This is a genomic window from Pimelobacter simplex (assembly GCF_024662235.1).
Lineage (GTDB): Bacteria > Actinomycetota > Actinomycetes > Propionibacteriales > Nocardioidaceae > Nocardioides.
Genome location: NZ_CP096276.1, coordinates 1,873,398 through 1,898,288 on the forward strand (window position 1 = coordinate 1,873,398; position 24,891 = coordinate 1,898,288).

At 72.2% G+C, this 24,891-nt stretch carries 27 protein-coding genes; 18 read left to right on the forward strand and 9 right to left on the reverse strand.

Features of this window, described 5'->3' with window-relative positions; translation table 11 throughout:
- Positions 1-32: 32 nt before the first annotated feature.
- A complete protein-coding gene (locus tag M0M48_RS09045; RefSeq protein WP_215815916.1) occupies positions 33-797 on the forward strand; it encodes a glucose 1-dehydrogenase in 765 nt (254 codons plus the stop codon).
- Here M0M48_RS09045 and M0M48_RS09050 read toward each other — a convergent pair.
- A complete protein-coding gene (locus M0M48_RS09050; protein WP_215815915.1) occupies positions 791-1,294 on the reverse strand; it encodes a GNAT family N-acetyltransferase in 504 nt (167 codons plus the stop codon). The two genes, M0M48_RS09045 and M0M48_RS09050, sit on opposite strands and share 7 nt — an antisense overlap.
- A gap of 47 nt (positions 1,295-1,341) precedes the next feature.
- Here M0M48_RS09050 and M0M48_RS09055 point away from each other — a divergent pair, with 47 nt between their 5' ends.
- The 4 genes from M0M48_RS09055 to M0M48_RS09070 are packed head-to-tail and all read left to right on the forward strand — an operon-like array spanning position 1,342 to position 4,457.
- The gene (locus tag M0M48_RS09055) at positions 1,342-1,818 is read left to right on the forward strand and encodes a helix-turn-helix transcriptional regulator (protein WP_257750866.1); all 477 of its coding nucleotides are present in this window, start codon (positions 1,342-1,344) and stop codon (positions 1,816-1,818) included.
- Between the two features lie 5 nt (positions 1,819-1,823).
- Positions 1,824-2,234: a VOC family protein gene (locus tag M0M48_RS09060; protein WP_215815914.1), complete on the forward strand. Its 411-nt coding sequence runs from the start codon at positions 1,824-1,826 to the stop codon at positions 2,232-2,234.
- 6 nt (positions 2,235-2,240) lie between these two features.
- Complete coding sequence (locus M0M48_RS09065) at positions 2,241-2,699, forward strand: pyridoxamine 5'-phosphate oxidase family protein (RefSeq protein WP_257750867.1); 459 nt, start codon at positions 2,241-2,243, stop codon at positions 2,697-2,699.
- Between the two features lie 36 nt (positions 2,700-2,735).
- Entirely contained in the window at positions 2,736-4,457 is a 1,722-nt protein-coding gene (locus M0M48_RS09070) for a cation:proton antiporter (RefSeq protein ID WP_215815912.1), read from the forward strand.
- Positions 4,458-4,467: 10 nt separating this feature from the next.
- Here the strand turns inward: M0M48_RS09070 and M0M48_RS09075 are convergent, their stop codons facing one another.
- Positions 4,468-5,250: an HAD family hydrolase gene (locus M0M48_RS09075; protein WP_257750868.1), complete on the reverse strand. Its 783-nt coding sequence runs from the start codon at positions 5,248-5,250 to the stop codon at positions 4,468-4,470.
- Positions 5,251-5,295: 45 nt separating this feature from the next.
- Between M0M48_RS09075 and M0M48_RS09080 the strand changes: the two genes are divergently transcribed.
- The gene (locus M0M48_RS09080; RefSeq protein ID WP_257750869.1) at positions 5,296-5,820 is read left to right on the forward strand and encodes a putative immunity protein; all 525 of its coding nucleotides are present in this window, start codon (positions 5,296-5,298) and stop codon (positions 5,818-5,820) included.
- Between the two features lie 12 nt (positions 5,821-5,832).
- On the opposite strand, the gene M0M48_RS09085 is transcribed toward M0M48_RS09080, so the two are convergent.
- Both M0M48_RS09085 and M0M48_RS09090 read right to left on the reverse strand, forming a co-directional pair.
- Positions 5,833-6,750, reverse strand: a complete 918-nt coding sequence (locus M0M48_RS09085) for an alpha/beta hydrolase (RefSeq protein ID WP_257750870.1) — start codon at positions 6,748-6,750, stop codon at positions 5,833-5,835.
- Positions 6,747-7,370, reverse strand: a complete 624-nt coding sequence (locus M0M48_RS09090) for a TetR/AcrR family transcriptional regulator (RefSeq protein ID WP_257750871.1) — start codon at positions 7,368-7,370, stop codon at positions 6,747-6,749. The genes M0M48_RS09085 and M0M48_RS09090 overlap by 4 nt, the downstream gene beginning before the upstream one ends.
- 108 nt (positions 7,371-7,478) lie before the next feature.
- On the opposite strand from M0M48_RS09090, the gene M0M48_RS09095 reads away from it, so the two are divergent.
- Genes M0M48_RS09095 through M0M48_RS09110 form a run of 4 tightly spaced genes read left to right on the forward strand, consistent with a single transcriptional unit; the run spans position 7,479 to position 10,860 of the window.
- Entirely contained in the window at positions 7,479-9,278 is a 1,800-nt protein-coding gene (locus M0M48_RS09095; protein ID WP_257750872.1) for a TIGR03767 family metallophosphoesterase, read from the forward strand.
- Positions 9,275-9,706 carry a hypothetical protein gene (locus M0M48_RS09100; protein ID WP_215815906.1) on the forward strand — a complete coding sequence of 144 codons (432 nt, stop codon included), beginning with the start codon at positions 9,275-9,277 and terminating at the stop codon, positions 9,704-9,706. Before M0M48_RS09095 ends, M0M48_RS09100 begins: the two co-directional genes overlap by 4 nt.
- Positions 9,703-10,275: a hypothetical protein gene (locus M0M48_RS09105; RefSeq protein WP_257750873.1), complete on the forward strand. Its 573-nt coding sequence runs from the start codon at positions 9,703-9,705 to the stop codon at positions 10,273-10,275. Before M0M48_RS09100 ends, M0M48_RS09105 begins: the two co-directional genes overlap by 4 nt.
- A 9-nt stretch (positions 10,276-10,284) precedes the next feature.
- Entirely contained in the window at positions 10,285-10,860 is a 576-nt protein-coding gene (locus M0M48_RS09110) for a dienelactone hydrolase family protein (RefSeq protein ID WP_257750874.1), read from the forward strand.
- A 1-nt stretch (position 10,861) separates the two neighbouring features.
- On the opposite strand, the gene M0M48_RS09115 is transcribed toward M0M48_RS09110, so the two are convergent.
- Entirely contained in the window at positions 10,862-11,059 is a 198-nt protein-coding gene (locus M0M48_RS09115) for a hypothetical protein (RefSeq protein ID WP_257750875.1), read from the reverse strand.
- Between the two features lie 109 nt (positions 11,060-11,168).
- Between M0M48_RS09115 and M0M48_RS09120 the strand changes: the two genes are divergently transcribed.
- Positions 11,169-11,750: a DinB family protein gene (locus tag M0M48_RS09120; protein ID WP_257750876.1), complete on the forward strand. Its 582-nt coding sequence runs from the start codon at positions 11,169-11,171 to the stop codon at positions 11,748-11,750.
- 104 nt (positions 11,751-11,854) lie between these two features.
- On the opposite strand, the gene M0M48_RS09125 is transcribed toward M0M48_RS09120, so the two are convergent.
- The gene (locus M0M48_RS09125) at positions 11,855-12,220 is read right to left on the reverse strand and encodes a hypothetical protein (protein WP_257750877.1); all 366 of its coding nucleotides are present in this window, start codon (positions 12,218-12,220) and stop codon (positions 11,855-11,857) included.
- A 523-nt stretch (positions 12,221-12,743) separates the two neighbouring features.
- Positions 12,744-13,121 (reverse strand): hypothetical protein, encoded by a 378-nt coding sequence (locus tag M0M48_RS09130; RefSeq protein ID WP_257750878.1) that lies wholly within the window; start codon positions 13,119-13,121, stop codon positions 12,744-12,746.
- 154 nt (positions 13,122-13,275) lie between these two features.
- Here M0M48_RS09130 and M0M48_RS09135 point away from each other — a divergent pair, with 154 nt between their 5' ends.
- The 6 genes from M0M48_RS09135 (at position 13,276) to M0M48_RS09160 (ending at position 21,879) form a co-directional block, all read left to right on the forward strand.
- A complete protein-coding gene (locus M0M48_RS09135; protein ID WP_257750879.1) occupies positions 13,276-15,045 on the forward strand; it encodes a flavin-containing monooxygenase in 1,770 nt (589 codons plus the stop codon).
- A gap of 69 nt (positions 15,046-15,114) precedes the next feature.
- Complete coding sequence (locus M0M48_RS09140; RefSeq protein WP_257750880.1) at positions 15,115-16,260, forward strand: substrate-binding domain-containing protein; 1,146 nt, start codon at positions 15,115-15,117, stop codon at positions 16,258-16,260.
- Between the two features lie 100 nt (positions 16,261-16,360).
- A complete protein-coding gene (locus tag M0M48_RS09145) occupies positions 16,361-17,140 on the forward strand; it encodes an ATP-binding cassette domain-containing protein (protein WP_215815897.1) in 780 nt (259 codons plus the stop codon).
- The gene (locus tag M0M48_RS09150) at positions 17,137-18,354 is read left to right on the forward strand and encodes a sugar ABC transporter permease (protein WP_215815896.1); all 1,218 of its coding nucleotides are present in this window, start codon (positions 17,137-17,139) and stop codon (positions 18,352-18,354) included. The genes M0M48_RS09145 and M0M48_RS09150 overlap by 4 nt, the downstream gene beginning before the upstream one ends.
- Before the next feature lie 44 nt (positions 18,355-18,398).
- A complete protein-coding gene (locus M0M48_RS09155; RefSeq protein ID WP_257750881.1) occupies positions 18,399-21,002 on the forward strand; it encodes an acetoacetate--CoA ligase in 2,604 nt (867 codons plus the stop codon).
- 43 nt (positions 21,003-21,045) lie between these two features.
- On the forward strand, positions 21,046-21,879 hold the full coding sequence (locus tag M0M48_RS09160; RefSeq protein ID WP_257750882.1) for a mycofactocin-coupled SDR family oxidoreductase: 834 nt from the start codon (positions 21,046-21,048) through the stop codon (positions 21,877-21,879).
- Positions 21,880-21,886: 7 nt separating this feature from the next.
- Here M0M48_RS09160 and M0M48_RS09165 read toward each other — a convergent pair whose 3' ends face one another.
- Positions 21,887-22,642, reverse strand: coding sequence for an SDR family oxidoreductase (locus M0M48_RS09165; RefSeq protein ID WP_257750883.1), 756 nt, complete (start codon positions 22,640-22,642; stop codon positions 21,887-21,889).
- Positions 22,643-22,664: 22 nt separating this feature from the next.
- The gene (locus tag M0M48_RS09170; RefSeq protein WP_257750884.1) at positions 22,665-23,297 is read right to left on the reverse strand and encodes a FadR/GntR family transcriptional regulator; all 633 of its coding nucleotides are present in this window, start codon (positions 23,295-23,297) and stop codon (positions 22,665-22,667) included.
- 124 nt (positions 23,298-23,421) lie between these two features.
- On the opposite strand from M0M48_RS09170, the gene M0M48_RS09175 reads away from it, so the two are divergent.
- Positions 23,422-24,774 (forward strand): SLC13 family permease, encoded by a 1,353-nt coding sequence (locus M0M48_RS09175; protein ID WP_257750885.1) that lies wholly within the window; start codon positions 23,422-23,424, stop codon positions 24,772-24,774.
- Positions 24,775-24,891: the final 117 nt, after the last annotated feature.

Consider the following 24,891-nt stretch of genomic DNA (forward strand, 5'->3'; position numbering starts at 1 on the left):
GGCGCCATCGCGCCGCAGGGAAAGGAAGCACCATGGATCTGCAGGACAAGGTCGTCCTCGTCACCGGAGGCGCCCGGGGTCTCGGCGCCGCGTTCGCCCGCGGCATCGTCGCCGCCGGCGGCCGGGTCGTGATCGGGGACCTGCTCGACGACGAGGGCGCTGCCGTCGCCGCCGAGCTCGGCGAGGCCGCCCGCTACGTGCACCTCGACGTCACCAGTGAGGAGTCCTGGGCCGCCGCGGTCGCCGCGAGCACCGACGCCTTCGGCCGCCTCGACGGGCTGGTCAACAACGCCGGCATCTCCGCCACCGGTCAGCTGACCGCCGACGAGCCGACGGACGTCTTCCGCCGGATCATCGAGATCAACCTGATCGCCGTGCACACCGGACTGCGCGCGGTCGTCCCCGCGATGCGCACCGCCGGCGGTGGCTCGATCGTCAACATCTCCTCGGCCGCGGGCCTGATGGGCATGGCGATGACGAGCGGCTACGGCGCCGCGAAGTGGGGCGTGCGCGGGCTCAGCAAGATCGCCGCGGTCGAGCTCGGCCGGGACCGCATCCGGGTCAACTCGGTGCACCCCGGCATGGTGCTGACGCCGATGACCGCGCCGACCGGGATCGTCGCCGACGAGGGCGCCTTCCCCAACAACCCCTACCAGCGCGTGGGCCGGCCCGAGGAGCTCGTCGGCGCCGTCGTCTACCTGCTCAGCGACGCCGCGTCGTACACGACCGGCGCCGAGCTGGCCGTCGACGGCGGCTGGACCGCCGGTCCGTCGGTGGAGTACATCGCCGGTCAGTGACCCCCGGAGCGAGGGACCGGTCGCTCCATCCAGACGTTGTCCGGTCCGCCGATCTCGTCGGCGGACCGGTGCGTCTCGGTGAAGCCCTGGCGCTCGTAGAACGCCCGCGCCGCCGTGTTGCCGTCCATGTGCGCCAGGCGCACCACCCGCAGGCCCGCGGCGGGGCCGGTCGTCACGGCCTCGAGCAGCGCGTGCCCGGCGCCGGTCCCGTGCGCCTCCGGCACGACGTAGAGCCGCCACAGGTCGAGCGCGTCGCCCTCGACCGTGTACGCCGCCATGCCGACCACCGCGCCGTCCCGCTCCGCGACGAGCACCCGCCCCGCGGCGATCGACTGCGCGGTGCGCTCGCGGCTCCACCACTGCTCCAGCCCGGTCCGGACGTAGTCGGCCCCCGCGATCGGCGTGTACGTCGGCGGCCAGGTCCGGTGCCCGACCTCGCGCACCGCATCGACGTCGTCGGCCTGGGCGGTGCGGACGGTGACGGGCTCCCGAGTCATGGCGCCACGCTATCCCCGTGCGCACGCGGGTTTGCGACAATGTCCGCGTGGCCAGCGAGACCCCGGGCATCGACCCCGAGCGGCTGCGCACGCTCGCGCTGCTGCGCAAGGTGCGCGACCGGATCGACCGCGAGTACGCCCAGCCGCTCGACGTCGACGCGCTGGCCCGCGACGTGCACCTGTCCTCGGGACACCTCAGCCGGGAGTTCAAGCGGGCCTACGGCGAGCCGCCGTACTCCTACCTGATGACGCGGCGCATCGAGCGGGCGATGGCGCTGCTGCGCCGCGGCGACCTCAGTGTCACCGACGTCTGCTTCGAGGTCGGCTTCTCCTCGCTCGGCACGTTCAGCACCCGGTTCACCGAGCTCGTCGGCATGGCACCCAGCGCCTACCGCGACGAGGTCGCCAGCCGCGACGCGGCCCACGACGGCGTGGTCGCCGAGCCGCCCTCGTGCGTCACCAAGAAGGTCACCCGACCGATCAGGAATCAAGAAGCGGACCCGTTCCCCACGCGACTAGCGTGACGGACATGGAGATCAGCATTCAGCACAGCTTCCTTCCGCAGACCGACCCCGAGGCGTCGCTGGCGTTCTACCGCGACGTGCTCGGCTTCGAGGTCCTCAACGACGTCGGCTACGGCGACATGCGGTGGATCACCGTCGCGCCCCAGGGGCAGTCCGGCCCGTCGGTGGTCCTCGCGCCGCCGGCCGCCGACCCCGGCATCACCGACGACGAGAAGCGCGTCATCGCCGAGATGATGGCCAAGGGCACCTACGCCACGCTGGTCCTCAGCACGCCCGACCTCGACGCGACCTTCGAGCAGATCCAGGCGACCGGCGCCGAGGTCATCCAGGAGCCCATCGACCAGCCCTACGGCGTGCGCGACTGCGCGTTCCGCGACCCGGCCGGCAACCACGTCCGTATCAACCAGGCCGTCTGAGCGCACGTGGCCGACCTGCCTCCCGCCCGCGACGGCGCCACCCGTCGTACCGACAGCCTGGCGCTGCTGAGCACCCCCGCGATCGACGTGTGGGTGGCGACGGCGGCGGCGGACGGCCTGCCGCACCTGGTGCCGGTCTCGCTGGCGTGGGCGGGGGAGCGGGTCGTGCTCGCGGTCGACGGCGCCTCGCTCACCGCGCACAACCTGCAGGCCTCCGGCCGGGCCCGCCTCGGCGTCGGCCCGACCCGCGACGTCGTCATGATCGACGCGGTCCTGGAGCGCACCGCCGGGGTGGACGACGACGCGGCGCTCGGCGAGGCCTACGCCGCCCAGGCCGACTGGGACCCGCGTGGCGTCGCCGGCTACGTCTTCCTCGTGCTGCGACCGGAGCGCCTCCAGGCGTGGCGCGAGGCCAACGAGACGGCCGGGCGGACCCTGCTCCGCGACGGCACGTGGGTCGTGTGAGCCTTTCCGGCGGAGGCTCTTCCTAGACTCACCCGGGTGAGTCACGAGTTCGTCCTCATCGCGGCCGCCGGCCTGGCGATCAGCATCGTCGCGTCGGTGTTCTCCCGGCGTACGGGCGTCGCGGCGCCGCTGCTGCTCGTCGCGCTCGGCATCGGCACGAGCTTCATCCCCGCGACCCCGCACCTCGAGCTGGAGCCCGAGCTCATCCTGGCCGGCGTCCTGCCACCGCTGCTCTACGCCTCGGCCGTGCAGCTGCCGGTGATCGACCTGCGCCGCAACCTCTCGCTCATCACGTGGCTCTCGGTGGTCATGGTGATCGTGTCGGCGGTCGTGGTCGGGCTGCTGGTGCACCTGGTCTTCCCGGCGATCCCGCTCGCGCTCGGCATCGCGCTCGGCGCGGTGGTGAGCCCGACCGACGCGGTCGCCGCGACCGCCGTCGGGCGCCGGGTGGGCCTGCCACCCCGCCTGGTGACGGTGCTCGAGGGCGAGAGCCTGGTCAACGACGCGTCCGCGCTCGTCGTCCTGCGCTCGGCGATCGTCGCGGTCGGCGTGACCGGTGCGTTCAGCCTCGGCGAGACCTCGGTCGACTTCGTGTGGGCGGTCGTGGGCGCCGGGTTGGCCGGCTGGTTCGTCGCCTGGGTGACGGTGCTGGTGCGCGAGCGGCTCGACGACCCGGTGCTCAACACGACGATCTCGTTCGTGACGCCCTTCCTCGCCTACGTGCCGGCCGAGGAGATGCACGCCTCCGGCGTCCTGGCGGTCGTGGTGGCCGGCCTGGTCACCGGCGCGATGGGGGCCAAGCGGTTCAGCGCCCGCGACCGGCAGACCCAGACGACGACCTGGGCGACGATCAACTTCATCCTCGAGAACGGCGTCTTCCTGGCGCTCGGCTACCAGCTGCCCATGCTCATCGACGACGCCAAGGCCGAGACCAGCACCGGCGAGGTCGTCGGCATGGTCGCGCTCGTCCTGGCCGCACTGGTCGCGCTGCGCTTCGCCGGTCTCGCCTGGCCCGCCCTGGTCGGTCGCTACGGACCCTCCGACCGCAGCGAGCGGGTCCGCGAGCGGCTCGACCAGATCGAGCAGCGCGTCGACACCTGGGAGCCCAAGGACGACCGCGAGGAGACCCGCCTGCGCTGGGCCCGCCGCCGGATCGCGCGGGCCAGCGCCGACATCGCCTTCGAGGAGCGCGAGCCCATCACGGCCCGCGGCTACGTCGTCCTCGCCTGGGCCGGGATGCGCGGTGTGGTCACGCTCGCGGCCGCCCAGACCATCCCGAGCGGGACGCCGCACCGCGACACCGTCGTCCTCGTGGCGTGCCTGGTGGCCATGGTCTCGCTCGCCCTGTTCGGGCTCACCCTGCCCGCGCTGATCCGGCGGATGGACTTCCCCTCGGCCGATCCCGCCGAGCGCCGCGACGACCTGCTCACCCTGATGCGCCAGATCGCCGAGGACGCCACCGACACCCTCGGCCCGCTCGACGAGCAGCGTGTCGACGGCGAGCCGCTCGACCCCGCCGTCGTCGAGTCCCTCAAGGAGCGCTTCCTGCCGATGCTCCTCGCCGGCGTCCACCGCGCCGCCGAGAGCAAGCCGGGCCAGCGCGAGCAGGCGTTCATCGTGCAGCGCCGCTACCTCGACGCGATGCGCGAGGCCCTGCTCAAGGAGCGCTCCATCGGCGCCTTCAGCACCGAGACGTTCAAGCAGGTCGAGGGATTCCTCGACCGCGAGGAGCAGCGCTTCTCGGGCCAGCCCGGCTAGCCCGGCCAGCTCACAGCAGCGTCGCGAGGACCTGCGCGACTCCCTCGTCCGCGCACGGCGGCGCGACGTGGTCGGCCACCTCGCGGACGCTCTCGTGCGCGTCCGCCATCGCGTACGACGTCCCCGCCCACGCCAGCATCGGGATGTCGTTCGGCATGTCCCCGAACGCCACCACGTCGGCAGCCTCCACCCCCAGCCCCGCGCACAGCGCGACCAGCGCGCTGGCCTTGGTCACGCCCGTGGCACTGATCTCCATGAGGCCCGGCACCGACCAGGTGGGCGTGGCCAGGTCGCCGACCGCCGCGACGACCCCGTCGCGCAGTACGTCGGCGCTGCTGCCGGGCGCGCGCACCAGGAGCTTGACGGCGGTCGCGTCCCAGACGTCGGCCAGCGGGCCGCGGACCGCGTCCGCCGGCAGGTGGTAGGGCTCCTCCCAGTGCGGGTCCTGCCGGATCCCGTCGAGGCACTCCACCGCGAAGGACGCACCGGGCACGCTCTCGGCGATGGCCGCGACGAGCTCCAGGCCGGGGCCGGGATCGATCCCGCTGACGGCCACGGGCGTGCGCCGGTGGACGTCGTACGTGATGGCGCCGTTGGACACGATCGCCCGGCCGTGCTCGCCGACGTAGCGCCACAACGGCTCCATCCAGCGCAGCGGCCGGGCCGTCACGAAGACGATCGGCACTCCGGCGGCGTCGGCGCGGCGCAGCACCTCGGCGGTGTACGGCGGCACGGAGTCGCTGTCGTAGGGGAGCAGGGTCCCGTCGAGGTCGGTCGCGACGAGGAGGCTCATCCGCGCAAGCCTAGACCGCGCCGTGCGACGACTAGCGTGGCGGCCATGATCCTGCCGCCGGTCCGGGACCCCCGGTTCACGACCCTGCGCCGCGGCGGGTCGCTGACCGACGCCGACCACCACCTGCTCGCGCAGTGGGCCGCGGAGTGCGCCGAGCACGTCCTGCCGCTCTTCGAGGCGGCCCGGCCCAACGACCCCCGGCCGCGCGCGGCGATCGCGGCGGTCCGCGCCTGGACCCGCGGCGAGATCACGATGACCGCCTCGCGCACCGCCGGAGGTCACGCGATGGGCGCGGCCCGGGACCTGCGCGGGGCGCCCCGGCACGCTGCCTACGCCGCCGGGCAGGCGGCGGTCGTCGCCCACGTCGCCGCGCACGAGCTCGGCGCGGCCGCCTACGCGATCAAGGCCGCGCGGGCCGCCGTACCGGACGAGAAGGGTGTGCCGGGCGAGGAGGCACGGCGGCGCGAGTGCGCGTGGCAGCGCTCGCGGTTGCCGGAGGCGATCCGGGACCTGGTCCTCGACGACCAGCGGCTGCGCAACGACCTGTGCTGGTCGGTGTTCGACGTCTGAGCCGGCCCGGCCCTAGCCGCCGGACGTCAGGTGCGCGGCGAGCCAGGCGTCGATCTCGGCCGTCGCCGCCGCGGCCAGGGGCGTCGGGTGCACGGTGAACCCGTGGGGCGCCTCGGGATAGACGCTCAGCGCGACGTCGACCCCGGCCGAAGCGAGCCGTCCGGCCATCGCCAGGTTGTCCTCGAGCAGGACGTCCTCCGCCCCGACGACGAGCAGCACCGGAGGCAGCCCGGTCAGGTCGGCATAGACGGGGGAGAGGTCGGGGTGGGTCCGGTCGGCGGCCGCGCCGGCATAGGCGTCGAGGAAGTACTCGTCCGCGATCCGGCGTCCGGCCGGGGTCTGCCCGCTGAGGTCGAAGGTGCCGAACTGCAGCACCGCCGTACGAAAGGGTGCGAGCCCGCGCTCGCGCATCCGGAGCAGGGTGGCCGCGGCCAGCGTCGAGCCCGCGGAGAAGCCGAGCAGTGCCAGCTCGGTGGTCCCGAAGCGGTCCGCGGCGTGCTCGGCGAGCCAGAGCGCGACGCTCGCGCAGTCGTCCGGAGCGGCCGGCCAGGGGTGCTCGGGGGCGAGGCGGTAGTCCACGCTCACCACCACGACACCGAGTGCGTCGGCGAGCCGTCGGTTGCGGACGTCGCTCGCCGCGGCCGAGCCCAGGTAGAAGCCGCCGCCGTGCAGCTCGAGCACCACACCCGCGGGCGGTACGCCGGCCGGCAGGTGGATCCGCACGGGCACGGTGTGGCCGTCAGCACCGACGAGCTCGGTGAGCGGAGGCGGGTCCGCCGGGACGGGCACGGGCACCGCGGCGCGGAGGGCGTCGAGCTCGGCCGGGCCGGACGGACCGCGGCCCGGCACCCGGCCGTCGTAGAAGGCGCGGGACTGCTCCGCGAGCGGGAGCAACCGGGGGTCGACCAGGTGGGCGAGCCCGAGCCTCACCGGGCCTCCTCGGTGAGGAGGGCGGCCACCACGTGGGGGATGACGGTGTCGATCGCGTGGCGCACGGTGCCGTCGGTGTCTCCGGTCAGCAGCGCTCGTCGTACGGCGTCGTTGTAGATGCCGATGATCGTGTCGGCCAGCTCGGCGACCGGCAGCGACGCGGACGCGCCGGCCGCGGCCAGCACCTCGGTCGCGACCTCCTCGACGGCGGCGCGCATCGCGCGGTCGAGGTCGGCGATGGCCGCGCGCACGTGGGGCTGGTCGAGGCTGTGCACCTCGAACTCGGTGGTGAGCCGGAACCACGCGGGATCGAGCCGGAAGGTCGCCGCGACCGCACGGGCGAGGTGCTGGGTGAGCACGACCGGGTCGGGTGCGCGCTCCGGCGCGCCGAGGACGCCGGCGACGGCCTCGCGCAGCCGGCGTACCTGCTCGTCGGACTCGATCCGGTAGAGCTCGAGGAAGAGCTCCTCCTTGCTCGCATGGTTGGAGTAGAACGCCCCGCGGGTGAACCCGGCGCGAGCGCAGATGGCGCTGACGCTGGCGCCCCGGATGCCGTGCTCGGCGAACACCTCGCGGGCCGCCGCGACCAGGCGCTGCTGGGTGTCGGCACGGCTGCGCATGGCGAGCAGTCTAGGTCGATCGGGCGTGCCCCTTCCCGTCGCCGCGCCTGCTCGATACATTGTGTATCCAATTCGCGGAGGGCAGGGGAGCGGCATGAGGACTCGGGTGTGGCGGGGCTGAGCAGGCGCGCGTTCGTGCACGGGGTCGGGGCGCTCGCGGCCGCCGGCGGTCTCCAGGCGGACGCCTTCGGTGCCCAGGTGGCCCGGCGACTGGCCGCGGTCGGTCCGGCGGCGCGCCTCGACGACATCCCGTCGACGCTCCAGCAGACACTGCTGCGCGGCTCGGTCGTGCAGGGGGAGTACCGCCGGCTCACGACCGGCGCCGGCGAGCCCTACCTGCCGCGCCTCGACCTGCTCCGCCGTACGCCGGACGCGGGGCGGGTGAAGGACCGCCGGTCGCTGCTCTACCTCGCGCACCTCTCGGACCTGCACCTCATCGACGCCCAGTCGCCGTGCCGCATGGAGCCGATGATCGTGCAGAGCGAGTCGACCTGGGCCGGCGCCTTCCGGCCGCACGAGCAGCTCACCGTGGCGACCGTCGCGGCGATGGTCGACGGCTTCCACCAGGCCCGGTTCAGCCCGCTCACCCGGGCGCCGATGGGCGCCGCGGTGGTCACCGGCGACAGCGCCGACATGCTGTCGAACCTCGAGCTGCGCTGGTACATCGACCTGCTCGACGGCGGCACCGTCGACCCCGGCTCCGGCGGCGACCGCTACCACGGCGTCCAGGCGTGGGCGGACGCCGCGTGGGCCTACCGTCCCGACGACCCGAAGGGCAGCGCGTACGCCCGCTACGGCTACCCGCGCCTGCCCGGCCTCCTCGACCAGGCCGTGGGCCGCAAGGTCCGCTCGATCGGCCTCGCCGCGCCCTGGTACGCCGTCTTCGGCAACCACGACGTCCTGCTGTTCGGCGCCTTCGGCGTGACCGAGCAGATGGAGCGGATGGCCGTCGGGAGCCGCAAGTCCTACTCGATGCCGACGACGCTCTCGACGATGCTGACCGACTACGCCGCCCAGAACAGCGCCTGGACGCAGGCCGGTGGCGTCGCCCGCGAGCTGCTCGGCGCGCCCGGCACGAAGTCGGTGCCGGCGAACCCGGAGCGCCGGCTCTTCGACCAGAAGGCCTTCATGGCCGAGCACTTCCGCACGGCCTCGCGCCCCGGCCCGGTCGGCCACGGCTTCACCGAGCGCAACCTGCGCACCGGCGAGACCTGGTGGCGTGCCGACCTCAGCAGCACCGTCCGGCTGCTCGGGCTCGACACCTGCAACGCCGTCGCCGGCCCGGACGGCGCCGTCGTCGAGAGCCAGCTCCAGTGGCTCGAGCGCGAGCTCCAGCAGGCCGAGCGCGACCACCGGCTCGTGCTCGTCGCCTCGCACCACAACAGCCGCACCCTCGACAACCCGTCGCACCGGCCGGGCGCGACCGAGCGCCTGCACCACTCGTCCGACGTGGTCGAGCTGCTGCTGCGGCACCCGGTCGCGGTGGCCTGGCTCAACGGGCACACCCACGTCAACCAGATCCTCGCCCACCGATCGGGGGAGAGCGGGTTCTGGGAGATCACGACCGCCTCGTGCATCGACTTCCCCCAGCAGCAGCAGACCGTCGAGATCGTCGACAACCGCGACGGGACGCTGTCGCTCTTCACCACCGTCATCGACCACGCGTCGCCCGCCGTACCGACGGGGGACGGGTCGGCCGTGGACCTCGCCTCGCGCAGCCGCGAGCTCGCCCTCAACGACTGGGTCGAGTCGCCCCTGATGCGCCGCGGCTCGCCGCTCGACCGCAACACCGAGCTGCTGCTGCCCGCGCCGTTCCCCCTCGACGGCGTCACCGACGCCACGCTCGAGGCGGAGCGGATGACCCACCTGGCCCGGATCACCGCCCACGAGCAGGCGGCCGGCCGATGAGCACCGCACCCTGGCCGGTCCGCGCCCTCGTCGCCGTCGCCGAGCGCGTGCCGCACACCCCGCGCGCCCGGCGCGCGATCCTCGCCGTCGCCGGGCTGGCGACCGTCGGTGCGGTCGCCGTGGCCGCGAGCTCGGTCGACTCGGTGTACGAGGGTCTCGCGCCCGTCAGCGGCGACCGGGCCTCGAACGTCCGGGTCGCGACCATCGACTTCCTGCTCGCGGCGGAGACCTCGTTCCTGGTCGTCCCGGACTGCATCGCGTCGGCCGCCGGCGAGGTCACCTGCACCGGGACGACCGTCGACGGCGAGGTCCTCAGCTCGCGCTCGCCGGCCGACGACCCGGACGTCGTCGAGATCCGGGTGGGGGAGAAGGTCGTCTACGCGGGCTCGATCGCGGACGTGCTCGCGGACGCGGCGGAGGGCCGATGAACGCCGACACCGCCGCCCCGGCTGCCACGGCTGCTCGGCTGCCGATCGCCGGCGTCACGCTGACCCTGACCGCGCTGGTGCAGGCCGCGAGCGTCGTCCCGGCGCTGGGGCGGGGCCCCGGCGGCCTCCTGCTCCCGGCGCTCGTCGCCGGCCTCGCGATCGCGCTGTCCCTGGCGGTCACGGCCTCCTGGACCGCCGCGCCCTCGGCCGCCGCCTGGACCGGACCCGACCTGCGGCTGCTGGTGTGGTCCGCCGGGTCCGTCGTCGCGGTCAGCGCCCTGCTCGTCGTGCTCCCACCCGCCGCGCTCCTCCTGCTGGCAGTGCTGCCGGGACCGCTGATGACCGTCGCCGCCGGACACCCGGCCCGGCGCACGGGGGAGGCGTGGCGTCGTACGCCGGGGCGGGCGGTGGGCCGCGCGCTCCTGACGCTCGCGCTGGCCGTCGTGGTCTGGCTGCTCGCCGTCGTCCTCGGTCTCGTCGACGCGGGTGTCGCGGGGGCGTTCGCGTGGTGGGTCGTCGCGGGCGTGGTCCAGGTGCGGGTGCTGCGGATGTGGTCGCGCGGCGCCTAGGGTGCTGGCATGGCCGAGGTACTGCTCTTCCACCACATCCAGGGCCTGACCGACGGCGTACGGGCGTTCGCGGACGACCTGCGCGAGTCCGGCCACACCGTGCACACGCCCGACCTGTTCGACGGCCGCACCTTCGCCAGCATCGACGACGGCTTCTCCCACGCCCGCGACGCCGGCTTCGACGCGCTCCGCGCCCGCGGACTCGCCGCCGCCGACCCACTCGGCCCGGACCTCGTCTACGCGGGCTTCTCCTTCGGCGTCACCATCGCCCAACGCCTCGCCCAGACCCGCCCCGGCGCCCGCGGCGCGCTCCTCATGTACTCCTGCCTGCCTGTGGGGGAGTTCGGCAGCGCGTGGCCGGACGGCGTACCGGTGCAGGTGCACGGCAAGGAGGGCGACGAGTTCTTCGACGAGGACCTCCCGGCCGCCCGCGAGCTCGCCGCCTCGACACCTGACGCCGAGCTGTTCGTGTACCCGGGGGAGCAGCACCTCTTCGCCGACTCCTCGCTCGACGCCTACGACCCGGAGGCGGCCGCGTTGCTGCTCGATCGGGTGCGAACGTTCCTGGCGCTGCGTCCGCGCTAGGTCACGGCCGCCATTCCTTCCGGGGCGGCTTGTCCTTGTGCAGGACGAGGTACGGGCCGTCGGCAGCGCCCGACCTGCCGGGCATGGCCTGCACGAGCGTCCAGCCCTCGTTCTCCGCACCGTTGAGCAGTTCCTGGACGCGACTCTCGAAGGTGCCCACGCCGGGCACGTTCTCCAGATCGACAACTCGGTACGGCATCGCGTGCTCCTCTCGGTAGCGGATCCCGTCGGATCCGGCTGAAGACTAGCGACGCCGTCCCGCACCGAGAGGTGCCGGACGAAGGCCAGGTCATGGCAGGCTGTCGTGGGTGAGCGGCAACTCGGGAAAAGGCACCGTCGGCACGGAGTCCGGTCTGGCGGACGACGCCTACTCTCCGAAGTGGACCGACGACGACCGCCCGCGCATCCCGCGCGTGGCCGGCGAGCGCGAGGCGCTGTCGGCGTACCTGGACCACTACAGGGCGACCGTGGAGCTCAAGTGCCGCGGCTTGACCGCGGATCAGGCGCGCACGAGATCCATGCCACCGTCGACCATGTCGCTGCACGGCCTGGTCCGCCATCTCGCCGCTTGCGAGCGCTGGTGGTTCCAGCAGAACTTCGAACGACGCGACGTCCCGTTCCTGTTCTTCACCGAGGACAACCCGAACCTCGACTTCGACCTGCCCGCGGACGCCGATCTTGACGCCGACCTGGAGACCTGGCGCGCCGAGTGCGCGACCTCCCGCGAGATCGTGGCGGCTCACGAGCTCGACGACACCGCGCGTCCGCTGGACTGGTACGAGGACGTCGACCTGCGCTGGCTGGTGCTCCGGATGATCACCGAGTACGCGCAGCACTGCGGTCATGCTGACCTGCTGCGGGAGGGGATCGACGGGCGGACCGGAGTCTGAGCAGCCTGTCGAGGAGTCCCTGACCAAACTGGCATGAACGGGAGCTGGTAGGCCGGGAGTAGCGGTGCCGGACTCACCCGGATCGCGGCAGAGATCAGCGGGCGCTAAGTTGAGGCGCGTCCGTGCGTGACCTGGTCGAACCAGTGCGCAGCTACCTGCGCGGCTTGCTCGGCTGAGGAAACGCTCGCGACCAAGCCGTCTGGCGGCTCGAGGCTCATCCCTGTTGCGCGGCCTCGAACGCCGTCGTCCCAGTTCAGGTACGCGGGGCTCTTCCCGCCGACCAGTTCCAGCCCGTCGAAGTCGATGCGCCACGTGGCAGCCAGGACGCCGTCGATCATGTCGTCGTACGAGGCAGTCATCCAGAGCGTCCCGTCGTGGTCGACGTGATACCAGTCCTGAGCGTCCCGAACGAGCGCGCTGAGACGGTCGAAGAACTCCGACTCGCTTGCGGTTGGTGGGGCTGCACGCACGGCTACGAGTCTCTCAGGTGTCGACGGGAATCCTGGCTCTCGGAGAGGTTGATGCCCCGCAACTTCAGCAGCGGGGACCTACTCTTACCCTCGTTCCCCATTCGCCGATAAGTGACATTATGTCATGTGGTGAAGGTTGAGCATTGCTGAGGTTCGCCTCCTGGGTCGCCGCGGCCTCTCCTGTGGTCGGCCTCGACGCTGCCGGCATCTCAGGGAACGGCACCTAGGCCGAGTTCCCGATTCCGGTCGCTGAGCTCACCACCACCTGAGGTACGCCGACCCGCTGGGACGGCAAGCACGGTTCGGTCCTGGCCACGTCAAGTCGCTCGGCATCGCGCTGAGCCCCGAGGGCGGCGCCCCGTCGTTCGTTCTGACAGCGCTGTCCTCCGGCATGTGCCGCATCGACAGCACGCCCGTGGACGCCGAGGTTCCCGGAGCGGGCGTCTCAGCGAACCGGGCGGCGTTGGCGGAGCATCGATTTCATCTCGCTCACGCCCGTTCCGGCCATGATCCAGGGCCTGCGCTAGGCCCGGACGCGGTCGGCGATCGCGTCGACCACGACCCGATCCGCGGCGCCGTGGCCCTGCAGCAAGCCGTCCGGCTCCCCGGTCCGGAGCCACTCCAGCACCTGTGCCGGCGCACAGTGCCCGCCGGTCTCCCACCGCGCCTCGACCAGGTCGAGCGGCTCCTCGCCGTCGGGCATCCGTGACCACCCCAGTCCCCCGTCGGCCGTGACGTAGACGAGCCAGGTCGGCGCGTCGTCCATCGTCACGCAGGCGCAGATCCACAGCGCGTGCACGACCGGGAGCCGAGGCCCGTCGGTGGGCAGCTCCGGCGCCGGCGAGCGTGCGGCTGCCCGGCTGAGGATCGCCTCGACCGGGGCCACGTCAGGGTCCTGCACGAGCCCACCCTAGGCCGCCCGGGGGTCCCGATCGCACCCGAATTCCCGCCGAGTCCCTTCCGCTCCCCCTGTGACGTGTGCAACACTCCCGTCCACCGAGCGATCGCTCGGTCGGCCCGATCAGGGCCGTCGAGGTCCACAAGGAGGGACTCACGTGAGGGTTGACACCGACTCGTCACCTGACGAGGTGAAGGCGGCCTTCCAGGCTTGGCTCACGGACTTCGCGGAGGCGATGGAGACGGCGGACACCGCCGCGGCCACGGCACTGCTCGATGCAGGCTGCTGGTGGCGCGACCTCCTCGCGCTCAGCTGGGACCTCGGGACGTACCACGGCACCGACAAGATCGCCGGGCTGCTCGACGAGCACCTCGCGGCGGCGAAGGTGACCGGGGTGCGGCTGGTGAGCGACTTCGGTCCGCGCTTCGTCGCCGAGGAGGGCGGCGGGGGCTCGATCGAGGGCTTCTTCGCGTTCGAGACGGCGGGTGCCTGGTGCCGTGGGGTGGCGCGCATCCGGCAGAACGACGGCGGGTGGCGCGCCTGGACCGTGATGACGGGTGCCGAGGACGTCAAGGGCCACGAGCGGGCGCTGGGCGGACGGCGTCCGACCGGGCCGCGGCACGAGGTCGGCGCGACGACGCAGCGCAACTGGAAGGACAAGCGCGAGGACGCGCTGGCCTACGCCGACCGGGAGCCCGACGTGGTGATCCTGGGTGCGGGTCAGGGTGGGCTCGCCCTGGCGGCCAACCTGCGGCTGATGGGCGTCGACGCCCTGATCCTGGAGAAGAGCGAGCGGATCGGCGACGGCTGGCGACGGCGCTACCACTCGCTGGTGCTGCACGACCCGGTCTGGGCCGACCACCTGCCCTACCTGCCGTTCCCGCAGTCGTGGCCGATCTACTCCCCCAAGGACAAGATCGCCGACTGGTTCGAGTTCTACGCCCAGGCGATGGAGCTCAACGTGTGGTGCTCGGCCGAGATGACCGACGCCGTGTACGACGACCAGGCCGGCGCCTGGACCCTGTCGGTCCGGACCAAGGACGGCGAGCGCACCCTGCGTCCGCGCAACGTGGTGCTGGCGACCGGTGCGGCCGGCGAGCCCAACATCCCCGACTTCCCGGGGCGCGACGGCTTCGCGGGCACGGTCTACCACTCCAGCAAGCACGGTGCCGGCGGCAGCTGGGCCGGCAAGAAGGCGATCGTCGTCGGTGCCTGCAACAGCGGTCACGACATCGCCCAGGACCTGCACGAGGCGGGTGCGGACGTGACGCTGGTGCAGCGCTCGTCGACCCACATCATCAGCCAGAAGAACGGCATCCCGGCGATCTTCGGGGCCAACTTCACCGAGTCCGGTCCGCCCACCGAGTACGCCGACCTGCTGGCGAGCGCCTATCCCTGGCCGCTCGTGCTCCAGGACGCCAAGGAGGGCGTCAAGCGCACCGCCGAGCTCGACAAGGACCTGCTCGCCTCGCTCGAGGCGGTCGGTTTCCAGCTCAACGACGGCCCCGACGGCACCGGCCTCATGGGCTTCGCGCTGGCCAAGGGCGGCGGCTACTACATCGACGTCGGTGCGTCCGGCCTCATCGCCGAGGGCAAGATCGGGCTCGCCCAGGGCGCCGGCCTCGCGGAGTTCACGCCGCACGGGATCCGGCTCGACGACGGGCGTGAGCTCGACGCCGACCTGGTCGTCCTGGCGACGGGCTACTCCAACATGCGCGAGACCGCGCGGCGTCTCTTCGGCGACGGCGTCGCCGACAAGCTCCCCACCGTGCTGGGCATCGGTGAGGACGGAGAGATCGGCGGGCTCTACCGCCGTACCGGCCAGCCGGGGTTCTGGTTCATGGGCGGCCCGCTGGCGTGGGTCCGCGTCTACTCCAAGCACCTCGCGCTCCAGATCACCGCCGACCTGCACGACGTACGCCCCTGACCACTCCCGGTCACCGCACCCCACGAGTCGGCTCGGGCGCTCTGGGCGACACCCTCGAAGGAGAAACAGATGCAAGGCAGTAGAAAGGCCCGGGCCAAGTTCGGTCTGGTCGCGATCGTGGCGGGGCTCAGCCTGGTGACGGCGGCCTGCGCCGACGACGGCGGCTCCGGGGGCGACTCGTCGTCGGGCAAGAAGCTCGTCTACTTCATGGCGCCCAACACGACGCCGACCCGCTACATCCAGCAGGACGGACCGGACTTCGAGAAGGCCATCAAGGCGCTCGACCCCGACGTCGAGGTGAAGTTCGTCAACGGTGGCGGCGACTCCGCGACCCAGCTGTCGCAGGCGAACGCCGCCATCGCGGCCGGCGCCAAGGCGCTCGTCGTCGTCGCGGCCGACCCCAACACCAGCGCGGGTCTGCTCCAGGCCGCCGCGACGGCGAAGGTCCCGGTGATCGGCTACGAGAACCCGCCGCTCAACGGCCCGCTCTACGCCCAGGTGATCTTCGACCCCTACAAGGTCGGCATCCAGCAGGCGGAGTACTTCAAGAGCCAGGTCGAGGCCGGCGCGTTCGGCAGCGGCTCGGTCGACCTCGCCCGCCAGTACGGCAACAAGGGCGACGTCTACACGACCGAGATGCTCAAGGGTCAGGACGAGGTGCTCAAGCCCCTCATCGACGACGGCACGCTCAACGTGGTCTGCGAGGACTACATCAAGGACTGGGCGCCCGACAACGCCCAGAAGGCGGCCGAGCAGTGCCTGACCAAGACCCAGGGCAAGATCGACGCGTTCCTCGGGTTCTACGACGGCAACGCGTCCGGCATCATCGCCGCGCTCAAGGGCAAGAACGCCGACATCCCCGTCTACGGCGGGCAGAACCCCGAGCTGACCGGTCTGCAGTACCTGCTGACCGGTGACCAGCAGGACACCGTCCTCAAGGCGTTCTCGGTCGAGGCCGAGGCCGCGGCGAAGATCGCGCTGGCCGCGATGAAGGGCGAGGACCCGCCGTCCGACCTGGTCAAGGACGAGGTCAACAACGGGACCGACGACATCCCGACCGCCAAGCTCGACACCACGCTGATCCACCTCGAGGACGGCAAGGACCCGGGCGAGATCGTCCAGCAGGCCGTCGACCTCGGCATCTTCACGTGGGAGCAGATCTGCGACGGCGGTCCCGCCGCGAGCACGCCCACCTGCAAGGCGAAGGTCGGCTGACCGACCGTCCACGTCGGGAGTGCGGCCGCCGATCCACCCGTCCGGCGGACCGGCGGCCGCACCCCACCCGAACCACCCCTACTCAGGGAGGAAATCCCCCATGCCTGACGCCGGTGAGCTGCTGCTGCAGCTGAGCCAGGTCTCGAAGTACTTCGGTGGCGTGCGTGCGCTCCACGAGGTCGACCTCGAGCTCCACCGCGGTGAGGTCGTCGCCCTCGTGGGCGACAACGGAGCCGGAAAGTCCACGCTCATCAAGGTCATCTCGGGCGTCGAGCACCCCGACGCGGGTGCGATCCGGGTGCGCGGCGAGTCCGTGCGCCTCGACACCCCGCGCGCCGCGCAGAGCGCCGGGATCCACACGGTCCACCAGGACCTGGCCCTGTGCGACAACCTCGACGCGGTCCGCAACCTGTTCCTCGGCCAGGAGCTCACCGGAGGACTCCTGCGCGGCCGGCCGCTGAGCCGGCACCGCATGGAGGTCGAGGCCCGCAAGGTGCTCGACAGCCTCGCCGTACGCCTCCGCTCGCTCACCGCGCCGGTCGGCGGGCTCTCTGGCGGCCAGCGCCAGGGCATCGCCATCTGCCGCGCCCTCATCTCCGACCCCAGCCTCGTGCTGCTGGACGAGCCGACCGCGGCCCTGGGCGTGACCCAGCGCGCCGAGGTGCTCGACCTGATCCTGCGCCTGAAGTCCCAGAACCGCGGCGTGCTCGTGATCTCCCACGACCTCAAGGACGTCCAGGAGGTCGCCGACCGCGTCGTCGTCATGCGCCTGGGCAGCAAGGTCGCCGAGTTCGGCCGCGGCGACTACACCTCCAGCGACCTGATCGCCGCAATCACCGGGGCCCACGAGGCTCCTCGAACCCGTGAGGGCAGCCGATGACCACGCAGCAGATCCCGCTCCCGCCGACCACGGCCGCGCCCGGCGAGGTGGACACTCCCCTGCTCTCGCGCCTGGTCGAGGGACTCAGCGGCAAGTACCGCAGCATCCCCGTGCTGCTGGTGCTCGGCCTGATCTGGACCTACTTCTACTCGCAGAACTCGGCGTTCCTGACGTCCGGCAACATCACCACGCTGACGCTGCAGATCGTCACGACGGCGATCCTCGCGCTCGGCGTGGTGTTCGTCCTCCTCGTCGGCGAGATCGACCTGTCGTCGGCCATGCTGTCCGGCGTCTGCGCGACGGTGACCGCGCAGCTCGCGATCAAGAGCGAGTGGCCGCTGTGGCTGGCGATCCTCGGCGGGGTGGCCGTCGGGCTGCTGTTCGTCCTGGCCGAGGTGCTCGCCGTGATCTTCGGGGTGCCGTCCCTGATCGTCACCCTCGGCGGCATGGTCATCCTCCAGGGCCTCCTGCTCGTCGTGCTGCCGCCCGAGTTCACGATCAACGTGGCCGGCACCGACTACGCCAAGATCTCCTCCACCTACATCCCGTCCGGCTGGAGCATCGCGCTCGGAGCCGTGGGCTGGCTGCTCTTCTGCGCCACCCGCTACCGCGCCCAGCGCGAGCGCGGAGCCGAGGCGACGTCCTCCCTGCTCGTCGCGGTCGGTGTGCCCGCCGTGGTCAGCGGCGTCGTGATCTTCGGCGCGATCGCCGTGCTCGGCGGCGGCCCCGGACTCCCCCTGCCGGTGCTGATCCTGGTCGGCATGCTGCTCCTGGCGGCGTACGCCACGGGCCGGACCCGCTACGGGACGCACCTGTACGCCGTCGGTGGCAACCGCGAGGCCGCGCAGCGCGCCGGCATCCCGGTCTCCCGTATGGTCGTCTACTCCTTCCTCGTCCTCGGCGTGTGCGCCGCGGTGGCCGGCATGGTGGAGGCCTCGCGCCTGCTCGCCGTGTCGAACTCCTCCGGCGGCGGCCCCCTGATGCTCAACGCGATCGCCGCGGCGGTGGTCGGCGGGGTCAGCCTGTTCGGCGGCCGCGGGACCGTGTGGGCCGCGCTCCTGGGCGCGCTCGTCATCGGGTCGATCAACAACGGCGTCCAGCTGCTCGGCATGTCCACCGAAGTCCAGAGCTTCGCGACCGGCGGTGTCCTTATCCTTGCTGTTGCGATCGACGTCGTGATCACCCGTGGGTCACTGCTGCCGAACCGCCGATGAGCAGCGAACGAGCAGATGTGGCAATCGAAAGGGGATGTGCGGACGTGACTGTCGAGGCAGCGTGGCTGCCCACAGACGACCAGATCGACAGCTCTCGGGTGGTGGACTTCGCTCGCTGGCTCGGCAAGGAGGGCGTCGTCACGCTCGCCGACCCGCGGGACTTCCGTGAGCTGCAGGCCTGGTCCGCCGCCGAACCCGCGCGGTTCTGGGAGTCGGTCGCCCGCTACTTCGGCGTCGACTTCGCGACCGAGGCGACGGAGGTGCTCTCGTCCCACGAGATGCCGGGGGCCCGCTGGTTCCACGGCGCGACGCTGAACTTCGCCCGGGAGATGCTCAAGCACGGCGCCGCGGAGCGCGAGGCGATCGTCCTCGTCCGCGACGACGGGCACCGCGAGTCGATCACCTTCGGCCAGCTGCGCGACCAGGTCGCCGCCGTCGCCGGGGCCCTCGCCGATCGCGGCATCGGCCAGGGCGACCGGATCGTGGCCTACCTGCCCAACTGCATCGAGGGCGTGGTCGCCTTCCTCGCCTCCGCGACGCTGGGCGCGGTCTGGTCCCAGACCGGCATGGACTACGCCCCCGCTGCGGCGATGGACCGCCTCGGCCAGCTCGACCCGACCGTCTTCATCGCCGGCACGGGCTACCTGTTCAAGGGCGAGAAGCAGGACCGGCGCGAGGCCGTGGCCGAGCTCCGCGTGCTGCTGCCCGTCGACGCGCTGGTCGTCTCGATCGAGACCGGCGGCGTCTACCGCGACGACACGACGCCGTGCGACGTCACCTGGGAGCAGCTCCAGCGGTTCAGCAAGCCGGTGGCGACGCCGGTCGACGTACCGTTCGACCACCCGCTCTGGGTGCTCTTCACGTCCGGCACCACCGGGCGCCCCAAGGGCATCGTGCACGGGCACGGCGGCGCGTTGCTGGAGCAGCTCGTCTCCCCCGGCTTCCACATGGGGGTCGACGAGGCCGACGTCTTCTTCTGGTTCACCACCCCCAACTGGATGATGTGGAACGCCCAGATCTGCGGGCTCCTGCACGGCGCGACCATCGTGCTGTTCGACGGCAGCCCGACCCACCCCGACACCGGTCTGCTCTGGCGGGTCGTGCAGGACCTCGGGGTCACGGTGTTCGGCACCAGCCCCGGCTACCTCCAGGCCAGCGCGCGCGACGGGCTGGAGCCCGGCCGCGACCTCGACCTGTCCGCGCTCGAGCTGATCGGCGTCACCGGCTCGGTGCTGCCGGCCAGCAGCAACCACTGGGTCCGCGACCACGTGCGGGCCGACCTCCAGGTCGGCTCGATGAGCGGTGGCACCGACATCGTCGGCATCTTCGTGGCCAGCGCCCCCAACCTCCCCGTGTACGACGGCGAGATCAGCGGGACCGCTCTCGGCGTCGCGCTGGAGGTGTGGGACGAGAAGGGCAACCGGCTCCCCGACGGCGAGACCGGCGAGATGGTGATCACCCAGCCGATGCCGTCGATGCCGATCGCGTTCTGGGACGACCCCGAGGGCGAGCGCTACCGCGACGCGTACTTCGACGTCTTCCCCGGCGTGTGGCGCCACGGTGACTCGATCACGATCTCCGAGCGCGGCACGATCATGATCCACGGCCGTACCGACTCCACCCTCAACCGCAACGGCGTCCGCCTCGGCAGCGCCGAGATCTACGAGGCGCTGGACTCGCTGCCCGAGATCAGCGACAGCCTCGTCGTGGGCGTCGAGCTCGCCGAGGGCGGCTACTGGATGCCGTTGTTCGTCGTCGCCGAGGGCGTCGCCGACGACTCCGGGCTGCGCTCGCGCATCGTCGAGACGATCGCCGGGCGTACCTCCCGCCGGCACGTCCCCGACGAGATCATCGTCGCCCCCGCACTCCCCCGGACGCGCACCGGCAAGCGGCTGGAGGTGCCGGTCAAGCGCATCCTCCAGGGGACCTCCCCGCGCCGGGTCACCAGCACGGGCGCGGTCGACGACGTCGACGCGCTGCAGTGGCTCATCGACTTCGCGCGCAAGCGCAACGGCGACTCGGCCGCGGCGACGACGGTGCTGCCGACGGACACCTACGAGGACTGGCGGATCTACCACGAGCAGGACCTGCCGCGGGTGCTCGCCGCCGCGCTCGACGTGTTCACCGAGAAGGGCTACCACGGCACGACGACCCGCCAGCTCGCCGATCGCTCGGGCCTCTCGGTGCCCGGGATCTACCACCACTACAAGTCGAAGCAGGACATCCTCTTCGACCTCATGATGGTGATCGTCGACGAGCTCGTCGAGCGCAGCCGGTTCGCGGTCGCCCAGGCCGAGTCCGACCCGCGCTCGCAGTTCGACGCCCTGGTGTCGAGCATGCTCCTGTTCCACGTCTACCGCCGCAAGGGCGCGATCGTGTCCACCAGCGAGCTGCGCAGCCTGGAGCCCGGCAACCGGCGCAAGTACGTCGACCGCCGCGACGAGCTGCAGGCGCTGCTGGACCAGATCATCGAGCGCGGCGTCACCGACGGGGTCTTCCACACCCCCTACCCCGGCGACGCCGGGCGGGCGATCGCGTCGATGTGCGCAGGCGTCGCGACCTGGTACCGGCCCGAGGCGCCGCTGAGCTTCGACCCGCTGCTCGACCGCTACCTGTCGATCGCCGAGTCGATCGTCGGCGTGCGCTGACCGGGCTGAACGACCTCACGACCTGAACGAAGGAGGAACGAGCATGGGACGTGTCGACCAGAAGGTCGCGCTCATCACCGGTGCCGGACGGGGCCAGGGGCGCGCGCACGCCGTACGACTGGCGGAGGAGGGTGCCTCGGTCATCGCGTTCGACATCTGCGCCCCGGTCGCCTCGGTGAGCTACGACATGGCGACCGCGGCGGACCTCGAGGAGACGTGCGCCCTGGTCCGGGCGGCCGGAGGGCAGGTGTACTCGGCCCAGGTCGACGTCCGCGACCTCGACGTCCTGGAGCGCGAGCTCGCGGCCGGCGTCGCGGCGCTGGGTGGGCTCGACATCGTCGTCGCCAACGCCGGCATCGCCAGCTATGCGGCCGGGCACGAGATCTCCGAGGCCGCCTGGCAGGAGATGATCGACATCAACCTCACCGGGACGTGGCACACGATCAAGGCCGCCGTGCCGCACCTCGTGGCGGGTGGCCGCGGTGGCTCGATCGTGCTGACCAGCTCGGCGGCCGGACTGCAGGGCACCCCGAACCTCGCGCACTACGTCGCCGCGAAGCACGGTGTCACCGGTCTGATGCGGACGTTCGCCAACGAGCTGGCGCCGCACTGGATCCGCGTCAACAGCGTGAACCCGACCCAGGTGGACACGCCGATGATCATGAACGACGAGATCTTCCGCATGTTCCGCCCCGACCTGGACGCCCCGGGCCGCGACGACATCGTCGATGTCTCGATCTCCACCAACGCCCTGCCCGTGCCGTGGGTCGAGGCGAGCGACGTGGCCAACGCGGTGCTGTTCCTGGCCTCGGACGAGGCCCGCTACATCACCGGGGTGGCCCTGCCCGTCGACGCGGGGATCCTCGCCAAGGTCTAGCCGGGACTCAACGACCGCCGGCCACGTCCAGGTGGGCCCCGGTCGTGTACGACGCCTCCTCGCCCACCAACCAGCAGATCGCGGCCGCCGCCTCCTCCACCGTCCCCGCCCGCCCGAGCGGGACCGACGGTGCGAGGCGGTCGAGCCGGTCGGGTGCGCCGTTGCGGGCGTGGATCTCGGTCGCCATCAACCCCAACCGGACGCTGTTGACCCGGATCCCGTCGGACGCGACCTCGACCGCGAGACCCGTGGTCACGGCATCGACGGCGGCCTTGGCGGCGGCGTAGTCGACGTACTCGTGGGCGGAGCCGAGCACCGCCGCTCGCGACGACACGTTGACGATCGCCCCACCCGCTCCCCCACGCCCGGTCGCCATGACCCGGACGGCATTGCGCGCGCAGAGCAGCGTCCCGACCACGTTGACGTCGAGCGTGCGCCGGATCCGCTCGGCACCCATGTCGGCCACGTCGGAGGCCGGCGCGACGATGCCCGCGTTGTTGACCAGCGCCCGGAGCGGGCCTGCCTCGGCCTCGGCCGGGAGTCCGTCGTACAGGGCGTCGACCTGGGCCTCGTCGGCGACGTCGGCCCGGACCGCGCTCGCCCACGCGCCGGCGGCCACGCAGTCGGCGACGACCTCGCGGGCGGCGTACTCGTCGGAGTGGTAGGTCAGCAGGACGTTCCAGCCCTCGCGGGCGAGGCGGCGGGCGGTCGCGGCGCCGACGCCGCGGCTGCCTCCGGTGACGATCGCGAGTCGGGAGGCCATGAAGGTCACGCTAGCGGCGTACTCAGCCCAGCAGCCCGTCGCACGCCGTCGCCGCCGCCGACGGGTCACCCGCGACGATCGCGTCCGCCAGTACGTCGAGCCGCGCGCTGACCTCGCGGCTGTCGGCCGGTGCCGGTGCGCTCGCGGCGAGCATGTCGTCGAGGTCGGCGAGCAGCGAGACACCGGCGAGGCGGCGGATGCAGCGCCAGGTGTGGTCGAAGGTTCGGGCCCGGCCGTCGTCGGCGAGCATCGCGATGCGCAGGGAGCCCTGGTGGTGGGCGGCGGCGGCCCGGGCGAGGCCGGCGAGGACGGCCTCGCGGGCGGTGAGGACCTCGGCCGGGGCGCTCTCGGCGCGCTCGGCGACCTGGCGCTCGATGCCGCTCCCCCGGGCGGGCGGGTCGACGTCGGGCTCGCGGACGAGGGCGCCGATGCCGTGGCGTACCTCGATCCGGCCGCGGGTCTCGAGGGCGGCGAGGGCCCGCGAGAGCGTCGCCCGGCTGACGCCGAGCTCGGCCGCGAGCTGGCGCTCCGGGGGCAGCCGGTCACCACTGACCAGGCCCTGGGCCTCGATGAAGTCGGAGATGTGCGCCACGAGGCTCTCGTACAGCCGCTCGCGCCGCAGGGGCGGCAGCGCGCGTCCTGATCCCGCATCCATGCCGGGAGCCTAGTGGAGAAGTGTCCGGGTTGCCAGGTGGCTCATCCACTGACATGATCCGTCGACATGACCGCCGTCACATGACCCCGGTCACACGTACCCCGGCCCTCGGAACGGACTCCCTGTGTCACATGAACTGATCTCCCTGGCGGTCCTCGTGATCGTCTTCCTCGTCGCCACCGTGCGCGGCGTGAACATGGGCGCGCTCGCCCTGGTCGCGTCGTTCATCGTCGGCCTCTCCGTGTACGACGCCACGGTGGACGACGTCCTCGCCGGGTTCCCGAGCGACCTGTTCGTGATCCTCGTCGGCGTCACGTATCTCTTCGCCCTGGCCAAGAACAACGGCACCGTCGACTGGATCGTCCATGCCGCGGTCCGCGCGGTCGGCGGCCGCGTCGCGCTCGTGCCGTGGGCGATGTTCCTGGTCTGCGCCGTCGTGACGTCGGTCGGTGCGGTGAGCCCGGCGGCGGTCGCGATCGTCGCGCCGGTCGGCATGGGCTTCGCGGTGCGCTACCAGATCCATCCCGTGATGATGGGCATGATGATCGTGCAGGGCGCGACGGCGGGCAGCTTCTCCCCCATCGGCATCTTCGGCAGCATCACCAACGGCGTCGTCGACGACCGCGACCTGCCGGGCAACCCGGGGCTGCTGTTCGTCAGCACCTTCCTCGCGGCCACCCTGATCGCGGTCATCACCTACCTCGCCTTCGGCGGACGCCAGCTCATCGCCCGCGGCCGCGAGGACGCGCACGTCGCCGCGATGGCGGCCACCGCCGAGACCGCGTCGTACGCCGCCACGCGGACCGTGGGCTCCGCCGAGCCCCACTCGGCGGCCGAGGTCAAGGCCAACGCTGCCGTACCGGCCCAGGACGACCCGCACCGCCTCGACGCCCAGCGCTCCGTCACCCTGCTCGGCCTGCTGGCCCTCATCGTGGGCGCCCTCGGCTTCGACCTCGACGTCGGCTTCACCGCGCTCACCATCGCCGTCGCGCTGACCCTCGCGTTCCCGCAGTCGGCCAAGGGCGCGGTCGAGAAGATCAGCTGGGGCACGGTCCTGCTCATCGGCGGCATCGTCACCTACGTGACGCTGCTCGAGAACCAGGGCGTCGTGCAGTGGCTCGGCGAGGAGGTCGCCGGCGTCGGCGCCGCCGTGATCGCCGCGCTCCTCATCTGCCTCATCGGCTCGGTCGTCTCGGCGTTCGCCTCGACCACGGGCATCATCGGCGCGCTCATCCCGCTCGCCGTACCGTTCCTGCTCACCGACCAGGTCAACGCCGTCGCCCTCATCGCCGCGCTCGCGATCTCGAGCTCGGTGGTCGACTGCAGCCCGTTCTCGACCAACGGCGCGCTCGTCGTGGCCAACGCCGAGCCCGAGGACCGCGAGCTGGTCTTCAAGCGGCTGATGCAGTGGGGCATGTCGATCGTGCTCATCGCGCCGCTGGTCGCGTGGGGCGTCCTGGTCCTGCCGACCACCTGACGACGACCACCTGAGGAAGACTGATGAGCATGGCGGACGAGAGCGCGCTGCTCGTCGCGTGCCCGGCGGCGGTGCCCACGGTTCGTGGGCGCCGCCTGGGCGTGCCTTCGTACGCGC